The sequence below is a fragment of the Collimonas sp. OK607 genome, from assembly GCF_900111995.1.
In the GTDB taxonomy this organism is placed as follows: Bacteria; Pseudomonadota; Gammaproteobacteria; order Burkholderiales; family Burkholderiaceae_D; genus Collimonas.
Window position 1 is genome coordinate 24,743 of the sequence record NZ_FOKF01000031.1, and the last position, 21,173, is coordinate 45,915.

Below are 21,173 nucleotides of genomic sequence, written 5' to 3' on the forward strand. Positions count from 1 at the left end.
ATTTGCTTCGCCATTTAATAATAAGGATATTTCATGCGTTTTTTTCAAAAAGCCTTGGCTGTCGCTGGTCTTACTTTGAGTTTCGGCCTGCTTGCCGCCAGCGCAAGCGCATCGCCGTCTAACCCGGTTGCCGGCGCCGAATACAAAGTTCTCGATAACCCGCAACCAACCGATTCCGGTCTCGGGAAAAAAGTCGAAGTCACTGAATTTTTCGGATATTTCTGCCCACATTGCAATGCGCTCGAACCGACACTGGAAGCATGGGTAGCAAAGCAAGGCGACAAGATTTCTTTCAAGCGTGTGCCGGTCGATTTCGCTATCGATCCTGCTAATCCGAACCAGCAGCAACCAAAGTCGCCGTACGTACCGCAGAAAAAGCTGTACTACACGCTGGAAGCCATGGGCAAGTTGCCTGAAATGCACGCGAAGGTTTTTAACGCGATCCACGTACAGCGTCAGCGCCTGGATACAGACGCCTCCGTCACCGATTTCGCGGTGAAGCAAGGTCTCGACAAAGCCAAGTTCCTGGATGTGTACAATTCGTTCGCAGTACAAACCAAGGTTACTCGCGCCGTCCAGCTGCAAAATGCTTACAAGGTAGACGGCGTGCCAACATTGGTGATTGACGGCCGTTACGTGACATCGCCATCGATAGTCGGCGCTACGCCTGGCGCGGGCAAAACCGAGCCGGAACTGTTCAAGTCCACCTTGCAAGTGATGGATAGCCTGGTGACGAAGGTCGCTGCGACCAAGAAGTAAGCAGGCAAACAAGCTGACCGTCACGGTCAGTCGGCAGCAGATCTTGAAAAGTCCGCCTCTCGCAAGAGGGCGGGCTTTTTTATCGACGTAAAGGCACTTCCATGAAACGTGTATTCATCACTGGCGCCTCCAGCGGCATCGGCGCCGCACTGGCGCAATATTATGCAGAGCAGGGCGCAACGCTGGGACTGGTTGCCAGGCGCCAGGCTGTGCTGGAACAATTGCTGGCGGGCTTGCCGCATCCGGAACGGCATCGCCTGTACGCGCTGGATGTCAACGATCATGTCGCCTTGACTGCTGCGGCCGAAGATTTCATCGCCGCCGGCGACGGTGTCGATGTGGTAATCGCCAGTGCCGGGATTTCACAAGGCACCTTGACCGAGTATGCCGAAGACCAGCAAGTGTTTGAGCAAGTGTTTGCCACCAATGTGCTGGCCACGGTGGCCACCTTTACACCATTTATCGCCACCATGAAACGCCAGGCAAAGGCCGGTCAAACCGATCTGCGGCTGGTCGGCGTCGGCAGTGTGGCCGGCATTCGCGGCTTGCCGGGCGCCGGCGCCTACAGCGGATCGAAGGCGGCGGTGATCAGTTACTGCGAGTCGCTCAGGGTAGAGTTACGCGCCAGCGGCATCAAGGTGGTCACCATCGTCCCGGGTTATATCGACACGCCGATGACCCAGGTCAATCACTACAAGATGCCGTTCCTGATGCCGGTGCGGCAGTTCGCCGCCAAGACCGGCGCTGCGGTCGCGCGCGGCGGCAGCTATCAGGTGATCCCGTGGCAGATGGGCGTTGTCGCCAAATTACTGCGCTTGTTGCCGAACTGGCTGTACGATTTGGTGTTTTCAAAAGCGCCGCACAAGGCTCGCAAAACAACGAACTGATCAGAGCACATGGACTTTCACAATTTTTTCTTATTCGTACTGACGGAGTTTGCGCTGTCGGCATCGCCGGGGCCGGCGGTCATGCTGGTGGTTGCCTACGGCATCACGGTGGGCTGGAAGAAGGCGGTTTTCGCCATCTTGGGGATACTGACCGCCAATGCGATCTATTTCACCATTTCGGCGACCGGGCTGGGCGCCTTGATCGTCGCTTCGCATACCTTGTTCAGCGTAGTGAAATGGCTGGGTGTGGCGTATCTGGCGTATCTCGGTTTGTCGGCAATATTCGGCCGGCCTTCGCCAATCACCGCCTCCAAGCTGGATAGCCGCAACGCCTCCGGCTGGAAAATCTGGTTCAGCGGCCTGACGCTGCAACTGGCCAATCCCAAGGCGCTGATTTTCTTCATCGCCATCTTGCCGCAATTCCTCAATCCGACCGCTAACATACCGTCGCAAATGATCTGGCTGGCGGCGGGTTCGATTATTCCGGAATTCTTTATCCTGACCGGCTACGCCGCCCTGGCCGGAAAAATGCAAACCATCGCTACCCGGCCGAGTTTTGTCAGGATTACCGACAGAGTCGCCGGTAGCCTGATGCTGGCGGTAGCGATGATTGTGGCGGCGATACCGTAGGGTGGGCACATCGTGCCCACGCTTGACCGCGATAACCGGAGTACAGGCCCTCACGGTATGGAAATAGGTGCTTGTGCGTGGAGTGAATTCACGCGTGGGCACAAAGGCGTGCCCACCCTACCTGGCTATCGGGCGATGCTGAACCGGTAAACCTGATCAGCATCCAGCCGCCGTTTCAGCACGCCGTCAAACCACAGCTTGTGCAAATGCGCTAGCGCTTCGCCCAGCGCGAAAGTCATTTGATGCGCATCCAGCGGTCTCCGGAACATGATCGGCACGATGTCGCTGGCTGACTGCGGCGCCGCCGTGCAGGCTTCCACCACCTCCGCCAGCCGCTCCCGATGATGTTGCTGCAACTGGTCGATACGGATTTGCAAACCGCGGAACGGCTTGCCGTGCGAGGGCAGCACCAGCGTAGTGGTCGGCAGGGCGCGATATTTTTCGAGGGAATCCATATATTGCTGGACCGGGTTCGATTCCGGCTCAATTGCAAACACCGATACATTCGTGGAAATCCGCGGCAACACCATATCGCCGGAAATCAGCAAATCCAGACCAGCGCAATACAGCGCCACGTGCTCCGGTGCATGGCCGAAGCCGGTGATTACGCGCCATTGATGCTGGCCGATACGCAGTTGCTGCTGATCCGCCAGCCGATGATAGGCCAGCGGCACCGCGGGTACCATGTTCGGATAGTAGGATTTGCGCTGAGATACCTTGGCGATAACCTCAGGATCGTGCATCCCGTGCTGCTGAAAATGCGGCAAGGATGCACTGCCATCAGCGCCGGGCAGCGCCGCCGACATGATGCGCGCAGAAAGATACTCGCCGCTACTCATCCACAACGGCGCTTGCCAGCGGTTGCATAGCCAGTCGGCCAGGCCGACGTGATCCGGATGGCAATGGGTGACCAGCACCCGCAATACCGGCAGGCCGCGCAGCTCGCTTGCAAAAATGGCATCCCAGGCGGCACGCGTGGCGTCGTTGGCAATGCCGCAATCGACGATAGTCCAGCCGTGGCGGATACCGTCGTCGGTTTCCACGCTGTCTTCCAGCAGCCATAAATTGATGTGGTCCAGTGCAAATGGCAAGCCCATCCGCAGCCAGCGTACGCCAGGCGCGACTTCGAGGGTGGCGCCGCTGGCCGGCAAGGTGTCGCCGAAAGCATAGCTGAGCTGGGCTTCGAGTGCGTTCATCGAGGAATTCTTTCTATTTTTTGCAAAGCCATAAAGTGTTATGGAAGGTGACCCTGGAAACAGGGAAAATCAATAGGTTACAGATGCGCCATACATATTGGGATTATTTGTCGCAGAAGATGATACTTCTTTAGGCTTCGCCACAGAAAATGAGATTTTCTGTTTATCCCGTTATTGTAAGGATTTCCGGTGGCTTGACGTCAGTTTTCGGCGACGGCCATCTGCCTTGGCGCAGATGGCGAATACCGGTTATGTTGACTATCCGTCCCGGTCAATGTTGACGGCTCCAATACCAATTTGCTGGCATTGATCATGCACCCTGACCAACGGAAGACGCGGACGATGGGCTTAATTGCGACCGGCGGCCCAGCCAGCAGCGGACAGATTCAGGCGCGAAATTACAAATGCCATTCTGTCGCCCGACCCGTGGGATAGCCTTTAGTTGAAATGTCGTCGCCCGCCAAAGGATCCAGGCTCCTTTGGCGGGACGATGCATGGTTTATGGATGCCCGAGTGTACTGGCATCAGTCCAGGTGTAGCCCAATCCCGTAATACCTTGAATTATGCTTTTGAAATCGCTGAATCCGGTCGTAACCAGCGGTGCCAGCGACGACTCCAGCCAGAATGGATGAAAGAAGAAAGATGCGACCCCATCCCTTACCACCAAAGCATATTGGGCATTCAGATAAAGATCTTGCCACGTGTAGACCACGTTTGAATACGGATCGATAGCGCTGATGTTGTATTCAATGTTCCCCAGATTTTCCGGCACGATCCACTGGCCGTAGTAGTCTTGCTTGATGACGTAGGGGAAAAACTGTCCAACTGCAAAATCCTTGCCCTGGGCCAAGGTGAAGTTAGGAGTGTCGGAGGTGTAATACACGGCGCGCTGATAGGTTGTATTGAATACCTGCGGTATAGCCTTCGTGGACAGCGGTGATGACTGATAGTGCGGGGTCTCCCAGGCAAATGGAATGTAACCGTTAAGCAGTAATTCTGTCCTTCCCGCCAGGAGACGTCCCAATGCCCATGCAGTCGAATCTTCGGCCACCGGGGTATTCGCCACGGCATTCCAGAATTCAAAATCATCGGCGCTGACCCCTGTATTCTTGTTCCGCATCGAATCGTATTGATGGGTATAACCATGCATCAGGATTTTTCCGCCTCGCGCCAGCGCGTAATTTAACGATCTCTTGAGCGTCCCGGCCTGCGACAGCGGGACTTCTTCCGCAACCCCTCCGTTGTATACGCCTAGCGGGTCCATATAATGCGGGATGGTCGCAATCGAAAATGGAATATGTTTGCCCACCAAATAATCCGACAGCGTTTTCATTGTGCCGTAATCGACCAATGCATCGACATCTTCCAGTCGTACCAGAGCTTTATGGCTTACCGGTTGATTGTCAGCGAATATGTCGTGCAATATATCGCACAGGACCAGATAGCGGTCACGAGGGCCGATGTATGACAATGGCATGTCAGCGAAATACCAGAAATTGCCGGAGCGGATAATATACGGCGCCTGCGCGGACGTCTTGCTGTTTGTAATCGTTACCAGCGTCTGTGCCTTGGCCGTATCAATGATCTGCGTGATGCCGACGTCGGGATCGGCGTTTACTGTGTTGCTCGCAGCATCGTACGCATAGTACTTCACCATCGACTTACCCTTGTAGGAGACGGTGTCGAAGAAGCCCGGTGCCGGGTTGGTCGAGCTAGGCGCCGCATTCAGTCCCTGTAAGCCGTTAAAACTGAATCCGTAATGGGTATTGAAATTGTACGCCGCGTTCCATGCGAACTGCCACAGGTTGTATTTGAACCAGACGATGGTTTTCTGCGTGGCATTAACATCGTTAAGAAATACAGCCGGAATCGGATTGTTATAATACGACCCCAAATAGAAAGTGGCTTGATAGGACTCGATTTTGCCGGCGCTATAGTTTTGTATCGGCACCAGATCAACGGTACTGTTGAAATGTCCAATCAGATTACGCAGCATGATGGCGTAGGCAAATCCCAGCTTCTCATACTGATCAGGGGAAGGGGCATCGTACACAATCAATACTTTTATCGGTGTAGTCAGTAACTGCGCATTTGCCGGCGACGGGCTAAGAACAAACAGCTCGGCGATCAGTATAAGAATGGTTGCAATCTTTTTCATGATTGGCCACCTGCTTTTCCGGTTTGTTTACGCTCTTCATCATCACTGGATTTATTCTTCTTGACGTCGCCCTTATGATGATGACCGTGCTCTATATTTTTGCCAGGCACTTGGCCCGGCGCGACCACAGTGTCAAAAGCTGGCTTCGGAGGGGGCGCGACGTTGACATTGCCTGCATTGGCGGATGCGGCAAAACCAATCACCGCGCCGATGCCAGCCATGAGAATGTGCGACCGTATTTTATGTGTAGATTTCATGGTTTCCTCCCTTCGAGGATGAGTACTTCAGCGTCAGCCCACTCCTTTAAACCGGGCTGGTATATCGCATCCGGATACTAGCAATGCAAATTTTGAATGTGGGATATTGCCGACTAGCGCGCGCGCCATCGCTGTTTGATTGCGCGCGCGTCAAAACAGTGCGAAGAAAATGACGAGGAACGGGGCCTGATCGACCTGCATCCGAGGGATTTCTTGATAGTAATCATGATCCGTCTTTCTGCGATGCAATCTCGGGATGTGGTAGAAAACGCGCTGATTATTTCTTATGAGAATTCTTGTGAGAACGTCCGTTTTCATGTCACAAAAAGTTAGCTTAAAGTATAGGCGAAAGTTCTATTTTAGCTAGGACTCCATGCGACATCTTGCGCAAAAATCGTCGTCGATATTGTTGTTTTCCGTCGGGTAATAAATCTGCTTTTCTCCAAGAAAAAATTTGGAGTATGCTCGTCATGACGACAACTCTGCGCGCCCGTTTTTTATAAATTGATGAAGAGCGAGCAGGCTTGTTGCCGCATAAAAATAGAATCCCGACTGAAAAATATACCGCGCCATTTTTAACAGGGAAGCAAATGCGTAATGCAATATTCCCCGCCATTCGACATCGCTACGCGGCTGTTACGCAATGCGGCTTCGCACTGATCGAAATCATGGTTGCGGTGCTTGTGGGGATGCCCGGCGGCATCGATTGTTCCTAAGCTGTTGGGGCGCAGCGATGATGCGCGGATTTTTCGACGCGCTTGCCTGGTCATTGATCAAGCGCGGATCCAACCATGGCGCGATGCTGTGGACCAGGGAGCAATAGGAACATGGGCGGCTATTTCAACAGAATTATCGGCAAAAATATGCGCCGCCATAGCGCGCGTCTGCCCGCGCTCGTCAGTCTGCCCTTATTCATGCTGCTATGTGCCTGCGTCGCATATTGGGGCATGACGCTGGTCAAGCAGCCGCTGCGTGCGGTTGCGCCACCGCCGCAAGCAGAGGCGCCACAGATTGACATTTCACAGGCGGCCGGATTGTTTGGCGATCATGGGAGCTTGGCTGCCAGCAATTACCGGCTGACGGGTGTGGTAGTCGCGCAAAATGCTGCGGAGAGCGTGGCTATCTTGCGCGCAGAGGGCCAGCCCGCGCAAGTGGTCCGGGTTGGCAAAGAAGTGCAGTCGGGGACTAGCATCAAGGAAGTGCATAAGACCTATGTGCTGTTGTTGGAAGGCGGCATTCTCAAACGGCTAGTCCTGCCCGAGCACGCCGAGACCAAACTGGATATGGTGTCAGCGGGTCCGCCTGCGGCGCCGGCGTTTCCGCCACCGCCTGGAGAGCCGCAGGCTCTACCTGCGGCGCCAGCAATCTCACCTGCGGCATCCGCAATCTCACCTGAGGCATCCGCAATCTCATCTGCGGCGCCTGCGACACGACCGGGTAAACCGCATCACGCCAACCGCTAGTCGTTTTTATCGAATCAAAGCAAGGCATTTATACAGGCGTCGCTTGTTATAAAGGATTTTATTGGCAAAAATTACATTCATCCTCTAGACTGGCAAAAGGGTCACAATTAATTACAAATAATTACAGTTGTACTCGCGGTAAAAGCAGCATTGCATCTCTGGATTCATGCTCAATGAGTAAGGGGGACTTATGAAAATTCTTTCCATATTCGGCACTCGCCCTGAAGCCATCAAGATGGCGCCGGTACTCAAGAGTCTCGCATCAGAAGCGGAAATCGAGTCCCTAGTCTGTACCACCGGGCAACACCGCAGCATGCTGCGCCAGGTACTGGACGTTTTCGAATTGCAGGCTGATTTCGATCTGGACCTGATGCTGCCGAACCAGACATTGAATGGCCTGAGTTCCCGCATTTTCGCTGCGCTCGATCCCTTGATCGAACAAGTAAAGCCGGATCGCGTGCTGGTGCATGGAGACACGACGACGGCAATGGTGGGCGCCGTTGCCGCGTTCCATCGCGGGATTCCGGTTGCGCATGTCGAGGCTGGATTGCGCACCGGCAATTTGAAGCAGCCCTGGCCTGAAGAGATGAATCGCAGGATGGTCGACATCGTCAGCGACTTGCTGTTTGCACCGACCGAAGGATCGAAACAAAACCTGTGCAGGGAAAATCTGGCCGGCAAGATCTATATTACCGGCAATACGGTGATCGATGCCTTGATGGCTTCCAGTACGCGGATTTCGCTTGACGACGAATTGCGCAGCGGGCTCGACGCGCAATTTCCTTTCCTCCAGCCGGACCGCAAGATACTGCTGGTTACCGGTCACCGGAGAGAAAATTTCGGACCCGGCTTTCAAAATATCTGCGCGGCGCTGGCCGAGCTGTCAGCGCGTGCCGACATTGACATCGTCTATCCGGTGCATCTCAATCCCAATGTGCAGCAACCGGTTTCGGCTGCCCTGTCTCATCTGCGCAACGTGCATCTGATTGCTCCGCTGGATTACCTCTCGTTCGTACGTTTGATGCAGCGCGCGCATGTCATTCTCACTGACTCCGGCGGAGTGCAGGAAGAGGCGCCATCGCTGGGCAAGCCGGTTCTGGTGATGCGCGACGTCACCGAAAGGCCGGAGGCGGTTCTCGCAGGCACGGTCGAACTGGTAGGTACCGAGGCGGAGCGCATCGTGACGGCCGTCCACAGACTGTATGACGACGATGCCGCATGGAAGTCGATTAGCCTGCGCCACAATCCCTATGGAGATGGCTACGCGTCACAACGTATCGTGGCGGCCCTGCTCAATCGGACCGTAACGGAATTCGCTGCGAAGCCGGAAGAGCTGCCTCCGGTCGCAATAGATGGTCAGGAGGATTTCGTGGTTATATAGCCTCCCATGTTTTGAGCTTTCCTTTCATTGCAAAGTCTCCCTACATTGATTTTTCCGGGCACCATGACAACCTACTGGCCACATTTCCTTGCCGATTACTATACGCTGCTGGAACTTACCACCTGCATTGTCGCGGTATTGTTTCTGGTGTCAGCGGCTGACGATCTGTTTGTCGACGCGTGGTACTGGATCCGCCAGGCTTACCGTCAGCTGACCAGAACGCGCACCTATCGGCCGGTCACGGAGCGGCAACTGGAGGAACACGCCGAGCAGCCGCTTGCGATCATGGTGCCGGCGTGGCTAGAGTATGATGTGATCGCCCAAATGATCGAAAACATGGTGACGGTTCTCAACTACCACAACTATGTTATTTTCGTCGGAACCTATGTCAATGATGCACGCACCATAGCAGAGGTAGAGCGGATGCGTCGCCGCTACAAGCAATTGCATCGGGTCGAAGTGCCCCATGCTGGCCCTACCTGCAAGGCGGACTGCCTGAATTGGGTCATCAACGCGATTTTCCTGCATGAAAAGAAACGCGGTTATCAATTTGCCGGCGTCATTCTTCACGATAGCGAAGACGTGTTGCATTCTCTCGAACTTAAATTTTTCAATTACCTGCTGCCGCGCAAGGACATGATCCAGCTTCCCGTAATGTCGCTCGAACGCAAATGGTCCGAGTTGGTGGCAGGAACCTATATGGATGAGTTCGCTGAATCCCATGCCAAGGACATCGTTGTCAGGGAAAGTATCAGCGGCATGGTGCCTTCGGCTGGCGTCGGCACCTGTTTTTCGCGACGCGCCCTGCAGGCACTGGCCAACGACAATCAAAACCAGCCATTCAACACCGACACGCTGACTGAAGACTATGACATTGGCGCACGTTTGGCGAGCATAGGGATGACATCCATATTTGCGCGTTTTCCCGTCCACTTTTCGGTCAGTCGCAAAACATGGTTCGGTTTCGGAAAAGAATGCCAGGTCACGCTCAAGATGCCGCTATGCGTGCGCGAGTATTTTCCCGACCAGTTCAAGACGGCCTATCGGCAAAAAACGCGCTGGGTGTTGGGCATCAGCCTGCAAGGGTGGGCGCAAATCGGCTGGAGCGGTTCGCTTGCAAACAAATACTTGCTGTTTCGGGACCGCAAAGGCATCGTCACCGCCCTCGTCAGCGTTCCCGCCTATCTGCTGCTGTTGCAGTTCCTGCCATTCTGGGTCGCCGACCATTTCGGATTCTGGAAGCTCACCCCCAGGTCGCTGCTGGAATCGCAAACATGGCTCCACTATGTGCTCTACGCCAATCTGACCGCACTGGCGTTGCGTGCCTCCCAACGCGCCTATTTCGTCAGTCGCCTGTACGGACCGGTGCATGGATTGCTTTCCGCGCCGCGCATGATAGTTGCCAATTTTATTAATTTCGTAGCAGTGGCTCGGGCCTGGAAGTTGTTCCTGGGGCACCTGCTGTTCGGGAAACGCCTGGCATGGGACAAGACCATGCACGATTTCCCCTCCGACGACCGGCTTTTGCGCACGCGCCAACGCCTCGGTGAACTGCTGGTTTCGTGGCAAGCGATCACCGAGGAAGACATGAAAAAGGGATTGCAGGAACACACGGAGATGCACCTTCCCCTTGGGCATATATTAGTGTCCCGCGGCTATATCGACGAAGAAACCCTGGCGGAAGCGATCGCCTTCCAATCCGATCTGTCGCGCGCTGAAATCAGGATCGCAGCCTCCTTGCCGGCCCCGGTATCGCTTGATATGTGTATAAGGTTGGGCGCGATGCCGATCGGGCAGGACGCCAATGGCAAACCGATTGTCGCAGTCGGCAAGCCTCTTGCCGAAGATGCGCTCAGGGAACTTGCCTCAGCATTTGGCACACAGCCCGTGCAACATATCGCGCGGGACAGCGAAATAGTTTCAGGATTGCGCTTGGCTATGGCAGAAATGCATGCTAAAACCGTCAAAAGAGAATTTAAAAGTGCGTCGCTCCTTGGTGAACTGCTGATCCAGAATGGAAAAATCACGCGGGAAACGCTGGAGCAGGCGATGCAACACTACCTCTCTCCGCAACATGGGCGTATTGGCGACTTTCTCGTCGGTCGGGGGCTTGTGTCGCGCGACGTTATCGAAGAAACTGTTCAGCAGCAAATGGCCTTACTCAGATTAGCATTGGGAGTCGCATGAGAAAATATCCGGTTTCGCTGCATTTCCTAGGCAGCAGTCTTGCCGCCGTCACCTTGCTTGTGGCCGCTGGCGCCGCTGCCGCAGAGCGACCGCTTAACGGCCAGGCATATCGGATTGCCGATGAGGCATACAAGGCTTTTGCACAAGGAGAATATGATATCGCGGCGGCAAAGGCACGCGAGGCGATCCGCTTGCGGCCGGATGTCGCGCGCCTTCGCGACCTGCTGGAAAAGGCTGAGTTGGCGCGTCGCACGGCGCAGGCGCAGCTTGCCTTCAACGCTTCCGCGGCCTCTTACCAGGCCCTGGAGCGCCGCGACTTTGCGCAGGCCGTAGAGCAGGCGCGCAAGGCTGTGGATTATCTACCCGCCCTGCCTGCATTTCACATCGCCCTGATCAATGCGCTGGTCGCGAACGGGGAGCTGGAGCAAGCGGAGCAAGCAGCCTCTGACACGATCAAGCCAGAAACGCCATCGAGCGAAGCGCTGCTCCTGCGTGGCGCCATACGCCAGCAACGTGGCGCGGTCGAACCTGCGCAAGCAGACTTCGATCAAGCCCTGTCGGGCGCCGGCCCGGCTAACCGGCGTGGCATCCGGCTGGTGGCTGCCGACGCCGCGTTGGCCAATGGCGATCCACAGCGGGCGCTGCGCCTGCTCGAACCTCTGCAAGGCGGCGAGGACAAGGAAGCAACAGTGCGGCGTGCGCTGGCGACAATCATGCTTGGCCGATCCGACCCAAGCCGTGCCGCCCCGGCGTTCAGCTTCCCGCTTGTCAGTTGCACATCAGGACCGGACCTGGTCTCGGCATGCGACATCAAACCCGGCGCGGCGTCCGCGGATCCGGGATTCCTGCTTGCCGATCAAGCGTATCGCGCTTTCGCCAGCAAGAACTACGCTCTGGCGAGCAGCAAGGCCGGTGAAGCGATCCAATTGTCTCCTCGCGATCTTGGCTATCGCCGTTTGCACGTGCAGGCGCTGAGCGCGCAGGGATTGCTGGCCGAGGCGGAACAGGCTGCCAGTACTTCCCTGGCCGACTTTGGAAACGATGCCGACATGCTGCTGGCGCGCGCCGATATTCGAAAACGCCGCGGAAACCAGGTTGCTGCCAAGGCGGATTATGCTGCCGTGCTGAACGCACCGGACAAAACGCCCAGGACCGAGATCGCGGCACTGATCGGGCTTGGCCGGAAAGAAGACGCGCGTGCGCGTCTGGCAGAGGTAAGCCGCTCTCCAGAGAAAGGATCCGAGCTTGAGCTGGCCTATCTTGCCCTTCAGGCAGGAGATAACCAGGATGCGCTCGACCTGTTCAGCCGTGCGGAGGCACAGGGCACGCTCACCGATGCCGCCCGCCACGACGCAGCCTACGCTGCCGCGCACCAGGGGCGCAATGAACAGGCAATCGGGTACCTCAACCGGACCGTCGACGCGGCGCAAGCAGGCCATCTTGCGCTGGATGCACAGCAGCTCTACGACGTGCGACGCGAAACCGCTGACCTGGAGCGCCGCTGGGGGGTGCGTGCAACACTGAGCGATAGAGCCGTTGCTGCGGCTGGGACCGGGGTGCCGCATGGCGGCACGATCGATGGCAAGGACATCGCCGCTGAAGCATACTGGCGTCCGTTTGGAGTGCAGGATGGGGCGCTGATGGAAATCTATGGCCGGATCAATGAAACAATAAGCGGCGGATCGGGTGTCCCGACCGGAACTGCCACAGCCCAGGCTGCGTTCGGCGCACGCGTGAAACCGTTCAGCGAGGTCAACGCCATACTGGCGCTCGAGCGCCTGGTGCCATTGGGGGACGCTACCAGCGGCGACTGGCTTGCCCGGGCTGGCTTCTCTTCGGACACCGGACTGGATTTGCACGCGGATCAAACCAACTGGCTGAGCACGCACGTGTATGCTGAAGCGGGGCACTACTTCCAGCATCCGCAAAATTATGCCACCGTTGAAGGGCAATTGGGGCGTAGTTATCTACTTGGCGCAAGCGGGTCGACCCTGGTCCTGTTTCCGCACCTCGTGATGGGCGCAGATTATGATTCGACCCTCATTGAGCACGACAAAAAAGCAATCGGAAGCGGCATCGGAACCAGTATGCGTTACTGGTTCCGGCAGGATTACTATAATGCGCCGCGCTCCTTTGTCGACCTGTCGCTGCAGTACCGCTGGCGTATTGCCGGGGACAAGCGGGCCGAAGGCTGGTTCATCCGGCTCAGCGCCTCGTATTGAGTAAGCGATGCGCCGGCGTCCCTGATCAAGGAAGCGAACCATGAAGATGCACCTCGCCGTTTGCAATGTGAAGTCGAGGACAAATTTGCGCAGGTTCAATCGGCGCCGCATATTAGGCATGCTGGTGGTGACAACGCTCTGCGGTTGCCAGGACCCGCTGCAAGCCAGGCTCAAGCAATCTCCGCCGACGCGCGTGCGAGGAATCGTGTGGCAGCTCGATGACCAGACGCTGCATCCTATGGGAAACTGGGAAAGGCTAGGGGCGCGTGAGCTGCTCATCCAATGGACGGCCGTGGATGGCGTCAACTACCTGCCAGGCGCCGAGGGCCGCGCTGCCGCGAGATTTCCTGATTGGCAACGGATTGCCGCTGAACCTTGGGCGAACAAAGTGATTGTCGGATTGGCAGGCAAGTTCGACGAAACGGCCGCCCGCGCAAATGTTGCCGCGTTAATTGAAGAGTCGCGCAAGCTCGCCGCGTTGCCGACACCGCTGCATGTGGCGGGTTGGTTCTTCCCACTGGAGGTCGATTCGAGCTGGTCCGATGCAGCCCGCCTTGGTCCGCTGCTGGCACATTTGCCGCGGCCACTGTGGATCAGCGTGTACGACAGCGCCAATGTCGGCGCCGAAACGCTGTCGCAATGGCTTGCTTCCTGGCTACCGCCAGACGTCGGCATTTTCTTTCAGGATGGCGTCGGCATCCACGCGCGCGAGGCAAGCGTGGCCAGGCATTATTCAGACGTGCTGGCTGCTCGCTTTGGAAAACAGCGAGTACGTATCATCGCCGAAGCGTTTCGTCCGCGCCAGGGAGGAGGATTCCGACCGGTTACAGCTGCAGAACTCAAGCCGCAACTTGCCGCTTATGACGGCTTTTCCGTTTACTTGTTCGATGGCCCGCATTACGTGAGCCGCGACCTGGTAAATGAGCTGGTCGGTTCTGAAAATGCTGCTGAAAACGGGGGCTGAGGCTCACTGGAAAACCGCAAGGGACAATCTGCAGGGCCAGCCCCTTGCCGCAGATACCATGAAGGACTACTCAAGTCAGCACCCTTAACCTGGAACGGAAGTTGTTAGAGCCGTTATTAGTAAGGGGCACTGAAACGAACGCACCTGAGATAGTCCTTCAGGGCAGCAGGAGCGGATTGTTATCAGCTACCTTACAACACGTTATTAAATGTCGACCACAGCGGTTGCGTGGACGGCACCAGGTCTTCTTTGCCATACCACCAGAAATAGCCGCCGATATAGTTTTTTACCGGTGGCTTCAAGGTGTAGTAGCGCGTCAGGTAGGCGGCCTTGTTGGTAGTGGTAGTGCCGGTTTCGCCAAATCCGACTTTGGAGTTCGGAAACATGGCCGACAGCTTCGTAAACACCGCATTCCAATCAGGAACCAAGCCGTTGCAGTCCTCTTCGTAATAGCTGACCAGCACATAGTCAAGCCCGCTTTTCATGCGCGCCGGAATATTCGCATTCGCCCAGGTGAACATCTCGTTCGCGGGATTGGACCAGCAGTCCTGATTGTAGTACAGCGTCAGAGCGGCAACCTTGCCTTGCCCTTTGACCAGATCGTAAGCACCAGTCATCTTGGCGACCACATCGGCGTTTTTGCCCAGCCATTCCCCATTGATTTCGTTGCCGACTTCCCAAATGTTCACGACGTCGCCAAGGGCTCCCGTGTACTCGCTTGTGCGGTTCAGGTATTGCTGAACGGTGTATTGATCCATCGCCGACGAGTCAAGGATCTCACCCATCACATAACTGACTTTGTTGATCGCCACAGTCGCGTTACGGTAGCCGGATGCAGGCTGCCATTCGTCGAACACAATGCGGGTGGTTGGCTTCTTCGCCAGTTTGGACAGAGCGGTGGTAGTGGCGGTCAATCCCGATATATCGTCGATGGTCACGCCGTACATTTGCGGATTGGCGTAACTGACTGCGGTAGTAGTGGTGGTGGTGGTCGTTGTCGTCGGCGCTGGCGGCTGATTTCGCGATCCCCATGCGTTCGCCTCACCTTGTAAAACCATCCCGAGCATTGCTCCTAAAATGATGATGACAGATTTCAATTTATACATTACTATTCCATAAGATTAAGAAAGAATTCATTATTTACAACCGTTAGTCGCCGCGTCCGATGCGAACCTCTACCCACATCGGGCACCATCGGATACGCCGAATTCAGGTCGGCGTGAACCATCGCTGCTTGATTCATGTGCGAACGGGCAGCGTCGTTCGACCAAGATACGGCTGGTATCTTGGCGAAGAAGAAATATCTAAAAAAACGTCTTATACGGCTGTGAGCAATAAATCGGAATTTATTGCCAGGCCTGAATCGACCTTGAAGCTGGTCGACCAGATAACATACCTCTCTACCCGATGCGCGCACGCATACAACCTTGGTGCGCATGCGAATTCTTGCGCGATCCAAAAGTTCTATGATCCACGGAAACAGGAGCGCTTTGGCGCCACCGAACAAGATCGTGGCGACAGCCACAGACCATGGGCGACACGGGCATCAAGGCTACACAGCGTAAATGTCGGGGATTACTTTATTCGCGACCTCCTTTCTTCTGTTGTGATATTTGGCGTGCCGGGTGGCCCGGCGTCTTCAACTACCGTCAGTGGAATTGAATCGTTTACCAATGCAAAATAGCCCGCTAATTCCCCGAAGTCCGCATGGAATAGTAGGCTGGCGCAGCTGAAATGGTCTCCGTAGAGATCTTTGGCTTGAGAGTGCAGAAACGTAGTCAGGTCAGAAGCGCCGGAAGAAAATCCAGCTATCCGACGCAACTCGTCCGCTGCCGTGGTCGGAATTTGCGCAGTGAAGCGAGCATCCCGCCAAGTCATGCCGCAAACAGCTTTGCAGTTGCACGCGTAAGCGAGTGCAAGGAAGCTGCTTTAACCGCCGGCCATTCAGCGTTCTTCCCTGTTTTCGTTGATCGAGCAACAGAGACGCTTGCCAATTGGCAAGAACTTGCATTTCCCACAATCTCCTTCACAGCTTGTGAGAACCGGCCTTGGGAACAATAGTGGACTCCATATTGTTTTTCCATCGGCGAAGTATACCGAACAATGCTGCCTCAGGAATTTATTCTAGCTATCGGTCAGGACGGGGCGATCAATGTTTGGCCAAAAATCTTGCCAAAATTTGCTGGAGGATGCGGGAGGATGCGGGAGAATCTGCATGGATACAGGTGTTTTTTAAAATTCGGCAGAAAATTTGAATGCAGAATGAATGTTCCCTTTGGGCAATAACATTGCTTCGGAGTTTGAGAGCGTGGTTGAAGCGATTCGCCACAACCTGAGCAGAGTTTTCTTTCTATTAACAACTTCCTGTCAAAATACAGACTAGACAGCGAGGATTGTAGATATCTGTGGGGAAGTCCATATTTATTCGGTAGCTATTGCCTCCTGGCATTTATGCAAGTTAATGCAGTCTCATTTATCTAGGCAAAAATCCCACCTTCCACGGCAGTAATTCCAACTTCTACGTCACTTTAGTAAAGCTAGTAGTTTTTCGGTGTTTTCATTTTCCGTAAGCGCGCCTACAATGTGCTTTACGTTAACGTTAACTGCCGTTGTGCCTAAACCAGCAATTCTTGCTCTGTCACCCTGAGACCATGCCGACTTACACCATCACTGAACTTGCCCGCGAATTTGACATTACCCCCAGGGCGATCCGTTTCTATGAGGATCAGGGTTTGCTGAGTCCGAAGCGGGACGGCGCCGGCGGCCGCAACCGGGTGTATGCCGCCCGCGAGCGCACGCGCTTGAAGCTGACCTTGCGCGGCAAGCGGCTCGGACTGACGTTGTCTGAAATCAAGAGTCTGGTCGATATGTACGATTCGCCAAAGGATTCGACGTCCCAGCTGGAACTGTTCCTGCAGGTGTTGGCACGCCACCGCGAACATCTGGAACAGCAACGCGAAGATATAGAAGTGACACTGGCAGAAATTACCGCGCACGAGGATGAGTGCCGCCGCCTGCTGAGCAGCGGCGAGCTGCGCGATCACGTCGCACCGTGATGCACCATGACGATTATCCGCAAATTCACATAACAATTAGCTAACCAGCGAAATAACGAAGGAGACAACATGATCCACTTACCCGGTTTGACGTTTGATCACGGCGAAGATATCGACGCGCTACGTAGTGCTATCCAGGAATTCGCCGCTGTGGAAATCGCTCCGCGCGCTGCGGAAATCGACCGTAACGACCAGTTTCCGATGGATTTATGGAAAAAAATGGGCGATCTCGGCTTGCTTGGCATCACCGCTGAAGAGGAGTACGGCGGCAGCGGCATGGGTTATCTCGCGCACATCATCGCCCTGGAAGAAATCTCGCGCGCCTCGGCTTCGGTCGGCCTGTCTTACGGCGCCCACTCGAACCTGTGCGTCAACCAGATCAAGCGTAACGGCAGCACCGAGCAAAAAGCCAAATACCTGCCGAAGCTGATTTCCGGCGACCATATCGGCGCCCTGGCGATGTCCGAGCCGAATGCCGGTTCCGACGTGGTCAGCATGAAATTGCGGGCCGACCTGAAGGGTGACCGCTGGGTACTCAACGGCACCAAGATGTGGATCACCAACGGCCCCGATGCGGACGTGCTGGTGGTCTACGCCAAGACTGACCTGGAAGCCGGCGCGCGCGGCATGACCGCCTTCCTGATCGAAAAAAGCTTCAAGGGCTTCAGCGTGGCGCAAAAGCTGGACAAGCTCGGCATGCGCGGTTCGCACACCGGCGAGCTGGTATTCCAGGATTGCGAAGTACCGGTGGAAAACGTGCTGGGCGGTCTGGGCAAAGGCGTCAATGTGCTGATGTCCGGCCTGGATTACGAGCGCACCGTTCTTTCCGGCGGCCCGCTTGGTATCATGCAAGCATGTATGGATGTAGTCGTCCCTTATGTGCATGACCGCAAGCAGTTTGGCCAGTCCATCGGCGAATTCCAGCTGATGCAGGGCAAACTGGCTGATATGTATTCGACCATGATGGCTTGCAAGGCGTATGTGTACGCTGTCGGCCAGGCTTGCGACCGCGCCAGGACACCGGCTGCGGCTCGCGCTCTGCGCAAGGATGCCGCCGGGGCGATCTTGTATTCGGCCGAAAAGGCTACCTGGATGGCAGGCGAGGCGATCCAGGCGCTGGGCGGCAACGGCTACATCAATGAATATCCGGTGGGACGCTTGTGGCGCGACGCCAAACTGTATGAAATCGGCGCCGGCACCAGCGAAATCCGCCGTATGCTGATCGGCCGGGAACTGTTTGCGGAAACCTGCTAATTAATTTAATTGCATTTTTAATATAAAGGCAACAGCGTCGAGAACATGACTTCACTGCATATTCACACCGCATTACTGCGACACCCGCAACTGTCCGTCGCCCTCGACAAGCAAGTTTTGTTGAAGATGGAAAACACCCAGCCGGCCGGCTCATTCAAGCTGCGCGGGATCGGCTTGCTGTGCCAGCGCGCGGTGGCCGGCGGCGCCAGTCACCTGGTTTGCCCCTCGGGCGGCAATGCGGGTTTTGCGGCGGCATTTGCCGGTGCGGCGCTGAGCGTCAAGACGACTATCGTGGTGCCGGAAACCACCGCTGCAGAAGTTTGCCAGCGCATCCGCGATATCGGCGCCGAGGTGATCGTCCACGGCAGCGTCTGGGATGAAGCAAACCAGCTGGCGCTGACGCAGTGCGAACAGCCCGGCGCCGTCTACATTCCTCCTTTCGATCACCCCGACATCTGGGACGGCAACGCCACCATGATCGACGAAGCGGTGCTGCAGGCGCGCGAGCTCGGTGTCGATTTCGACGTCGTCATCTGCTCGGTCGGCGGCGGCGGTTTGATGAGCGGCGTGTTGAGCGGTTTACATCGCAACGGCCTGTCGCACATTCCGTTGATCGCAGTAGAAACTGACGGCGCCGCTTCACTGAACGCGGCAGTGCGTGCCGGCGAATTGGTGACCTTGCCGGCGATTACATCGATTGCAGGCACCCTTGCCGCCAAGCGCGTGGCCGATGAATGTTTTGCCTGGACCAGGCGGCATGAAGTGCACAGCGTAACTGTCAGCGATGCCCAGGCGGTCGCCGCCTCGCTGGCGTTTGCCGATCAGATGCGCACGCTGGTGGAGCCGGCATGCGGCGCGGCGCTGGCCGTAGCCTACGAAAAACTGCCGGTGCTGGCGCCGTATAAACGGCCATTGATTGTAGTGTGCGGTGGTATCGGCGTCAGCCTGGCGATGCTGGCTGGCTGGAAGGAACGGTTCTCGCTGTGATTACGTCGGCAAACTTTCCAAAATTACTGTCGTCGCAGATCGCTTTCGATACTGCGCGCATGATATTGGACGGTTTCGACAAGCATTACCGTTTATTCCGCGAAGCCAGTGTGCTGGCCAAGGAGCATTTTGAAAGCGCCGACTGGAAAACCGCCCAACTCGCCGCGCGCGAGCGGATCGGTTTCTACGACGCGCGGGTGCATGAATGTGTGCAGGCGCTGGAAGACGAATACGACCAAAGCGATCTGACCGACGAGGTCTGGCGTGAGGTGAAGCTGCATTACATCGGCATGCTGACCGATCATAAGCAGCCGGAGCTGGCCGAGACCTTCTTCAACTCGGTCTGCTGCAATATCCTGCATCGCGCCTATTTCCATAACGATTTCATTTTCGTGCGGCCGGCAGTGTCGACTGAATACATCGACACCGATGAAGCCTTGCCCACTTACCGGGTGTACTACCCATCCAAGGACGGCTTGCATTACACGCTCAAGCGCTTGATTACCAACTTCCAGCTGCAGCGGCCGTTCGCAGACCTGGACCGCGATGTCTCAATGGCAGAAGAGCGCATAGAGCAAGCCTTCGGCACCGTCGCGCTGGAGCCGAATCACCAGATCCAGGTGCTGTCGAACCTGTTCTACCGCAACAAGGGCGCATACGTGGTCGGCAAGATGATCAACGGCCCGCGCGAGTATCCGTTTGTGGTGCCTATCCTGCATGACCGGGATGGCAAGCTGGTGCTGGATGCGGTGCTGTTCGACACCAAGATACTGACGATCCTGTTCTCTTTCACGCGCGCTTATTTCATGGTCGACATGGAAGTGCCGTCAGCCTATGTACAGTTTCTGCGCAGCCTGTTGCCAAACAAGCCACGCAGTGAAATCTACACCATCCTGGGTTTGCAAAAACTCGGCAAAGCATTGTTTTATCGCGATTTCCTGCGCCATCTGCGGCACTCGTCGGATCATTTTGAGAGCGCCCCCGGGATTCGCGGCATGGTGATGGTGGTATTCGCCTTGCCGTCGTTTCCCTATGTATTCAAGGTCATCAAGGATTATTTCCCGGCGCCGAAGGAAACCACCAATGCGCTGGTCAAGGAAAAATACCTGCTGGTCAAGCATCATGATCGGGTTGGCCGCATGGCCGATACCCTGGAATATTCCAGCGTGGCGTTCCCGCGTGCGCGCTTTTCCGACGAACTGCTAGCCGAATTGAAGCTGGTAGCGCCGTCGGTAGTCGAAGAAGATGGCGACGAAATAGTCATCAAGCATCTGTATATCGAACGGCGCATGGTGCCGCTGAATATCTATCTGAACAACGCCGAGAAAAACAACGACCAGGCAGCGCTGGAACATGGCATCACCGAATACGGTAACGCTATCAAGGAACTGGTCGCGGCGAATATCTTCCCTGGCGACATGTTGTACAAAAATTTTGGCGTGACGCGTCACAATCGTGTCGTGTTTTACGACTATGATGAGATTGAATACATTACAGACTGCAATTTCAGGACTATCCCGCAGGCGCGTAACGAGGAAGACGAAATGTCTGCCGAGCCATGGTATTCCATCGCCAAGAACGATGTCTTTCCGGAACAATTCGGTGTATTTCTTCTCGGAAATCAAAACGTGAAGAAATACTTTATAAAACATCACGCGGATCTATTGACCCAGCAATATTGGCAACAACACAAGCAGCACATTCTTGAGGGACATTTCGACGACGTTTTCCCGTATCCGCAAGAATGCCGTTTTACCTACGCACAAGGTTGA

At 55.7% G+C, this 21,173-nt stretch carries 18 protein-coding genes; 14 read left to right on the top strand and 4 right to left on the bottom strand.

Going from position 1 to position 21,173, the window contains the following annotated elements; genetic code table 11:
• The first annotated feature begins 33 nt into the window (after positions 1-33).
• The 3 genes from BM029_RS18875 to BM029_RS18885 all read left to right on the top strand — a co-directional run bounded on the left by BM029_RS18875 (position 34) and on the right by BM029_RS18885 (position 2,276).
• Complete coding sequence (locus BM029_RS18875; protein WP_092438651.1) at positions 34-759, top strand: thiol:disulfide interchange protein DsbA/DsbL; 726 nt, start codon at positions 34-36, stop codon at positions 757-759.
• Positions 760-860: 101 nt separating this feature from the next.
• Complete coding sequence (locus tag BM029_RS18880) at positions 861-1,646, top strand: SDR family oxidoreductase (protein ID WP_092438653.1); 786 nt, start codon at positions 861-863, stop codon at positions 1,644-1,646.
• 9 nt (positions 1,647-1,655) lie between these two features.
• On the top strand, positions 1,656-2,276 hold the full coding sequence (locus BM029_RS18885) for a LysE family translocator (RefSeq protein WP_092438655.1): 621 nt from the start codon (positions 1,656-1,658) through the stop codon (positions 2,274-2,276).
• 125 nt (positions 2,277-2,401) lie between these two features.
• On the opposite strand, the gene BM029_RS18890 is transcribed toward BM029_RS18885, so the two are convergent.
• The 3 genes from BM029_RS18890 to BM029_RS18900 form a co-directional block, all read right to left on the bottom strand.
• Positions 2,402-3,472, bottom strand: a complete 1,071-nt coding sequence (locus BM029_RS18890) for an MBL fold metallo-hydrolase (protein WP_092438657.1) — start codon at positions 3,470-3,472, stop codon at positions 2,402-2,404.
• A 499-nt stretch (positions 3,473-3,971) separates the two neighbouring features.
• Positions 3,972-5,630 carry a DUF2334 domain-containing protein gene (locus tag BM029_RS18895; protein WP_092438659.1) on the bottom strand — a complete coding sequence of 553 codons (1,659 nt, stop codon included), beginning with the start codon at positions 5,628-5,630 and terminating at the stop codon, positions 3,972-3,974.
• Positions 5,627-5,887: a hypothetical protein gene (locus tag BM029_RS18900; protein WP_139217286.1), complete on the bottom strand. Its 261-nt coding sequence runs from the start codon at positions 5,885-5,887 to the stop codon at positions 5,627-5,629. The genes BM029_RS18895 and BM029_RS18900 overlap by 4 nt, the downstream gene beginning before the upstream one ends.
• A gap of 590 nt (positions 5,888-6,477) precedes the next feature.
• Here BM029_RS18900 and BM029_RS25705 point away from each other — a divergent pair.
• The 6 genes from BM029_RS25705 to BM029_RS18925 all read left to right on the top strand — a co-directional run bounded on the left by BM029_RS25705 (position 6,478) and on the right by BM029_RS18925 (position 14,104).
• The gene (locus tag BM029_RS25705) at positions 6,478-6,603 is read left to right on the top strand and encodes a prepilin-type N-terminal cleavage/methylation domain-containing protein (RefSeq protein WP_139217287.1); all 126 of its coding nucleotides are present in this window, start codon (positions 6,478-6,480) and stop codon (positions 6,601-6,603) included.
• A gap of 147 nt (positions 6,604-6,750) precedes the next feature.
• Positions 6,751-7,350: a type II secretion system protein N gene (locus tag BM029_RS18905; protein ID WP_170851140.1), complete on the top strand. Its 600-nt coding sequence runs from the start codon at positions 6,751-6,753 to the stop codon at positions 7,348-7,350.
• A 190-nt stretch (positions 7,351-7,540) separates the two neighbouring features.
• The gene (gene wecB / locus BM029_RS18910; protein WP_092438665.1) at positions 7,541-8,731 is read left to right on the top strand and encodes a non-hydrolyzing UDP-N-acetylglucosamine 2-epimerase; all 1,191 of its coding nucleotides are present in this window, start codon (positions 7,541-7,543) and stop codon (positions 8,729-8,731) included.
• Positions 8,732-8,794: 63 nt separating this feature from the next.
• Complete coding sequence (locus tag BM029_RS18915; protein ID WP_092438667.1) at positions 8,795-10,918, top strand: glycosyl transferase family protein; 2,124 nt, start codon at positions 8,795-8,797, stop codon at positions 10,916-10,918.
• On the top strand, positions 10,915-13,140 hold the full coding sequence (locus BM029_RS18920) for an NfrA family protein (protein WP_092438669.1): 2,226 nt from the start codon (positions 10,915-10,917) through the stop codon (positions 13,138-13,140). The genes BM029_RS18915 and BM029_RS18920 overlap by 4 nt, the downstream gene beginning before the upstream one ends.
• Before the next feature lie 46 nt (positions 13,141-13,186).
• Positions 13,187-14,104, top strand: coding sequence for an alpha-amylase family protein (locus BM029_RS18925; RefSeq protein ID WP_371329141.1), 918 nt, complete (start codon positions 13,187-13,189; stop codon positions 14,102-14,104).
• 191 nt (positions 14,105-14,295) lie between these two features.
• On the opposite strand, the gene BM029_RS18930 is transcribed toward BM029_RS18925, so the two are convergent.
• Complete coding sequence (locus BM029_RS18930; protein WP_092438671.1) at positions 14,296-15,210, bottom strand: hypothetical protein; 915 nt, start codon at positions 15,208-15,210, stop codon at positions 14,296-14,298.
• 59 nt (positions 15,211-15,269) lie between these two features.
• Between BM029_RS18930 and BM029_RS25710 the strand changes: the two genes are divergently transcribed.
• The 5 genes from BM029_RS25710 (at position 15,270) to aceK (ending at position 21,173) form a co-directional block, all read left to right on the top strand.
• Positions 15,270-15,788 (top strand): hypothetical protein, encoded by a 519-nt coding sequence (locus tag BM029_RS25710; protein ID WP_139217288.1) that lies wholly within the window; start codon positions 15,270-15,272, stop codon positions 15,786-15,788.
• 967 nt (positions 15,789-16,755) lie between these two features.
• Positions 16,756-17,160: a MerR family transcriptional regulator gene (locus BM029_RS18940; protein ID WP_092438675.1), complete on the top strand. Its 405-nt coding sequence runs from the start codon at positions 16,756-16,758 to the stop codon at positions 17,158-17,160.
• 69 nt (positions 17,161-17,229) lie between these two features.
• On the top strand, positions 17,230-18,414 hold the full coding sequence (locus tag BM029_RS18945; RefSeq protein WP_092438677.1) for an isovaleryl-CoA dehydrogenase: 1,185 nt from the start codon (positions 17,230-17,232) through the stop codon (positions 18,412-18,414).
• A gap of 45 nt (positions 18,415-18,459) precedes the next feature.
• Positions 18,460-19,401: a pyridoxal-phosphate dependent enzyme gene (locus BM029_RS18950; protein WP_092438679.1), complete on the top strand. Its 942-nt coding sequence runs from the start codon at positions 18,460-18,462 to the stop codon at positions 19,399-19,401.
• Positions 19,401-21,173, top strand: coding sequence for a bifunctional isocitrate dehydrogenase kinase/phosphatase (aceK, locus tag BM029_RS18955; RefSeq protein ID WP_092438701.1), 1,773 nt, complete (start codon positions 19,401-19,403; stop codon positions 21,171-21,173). The genes BM029_RS18950 and aceK overlap by 1 nt, the downstream gene beginning before the upstream one ends.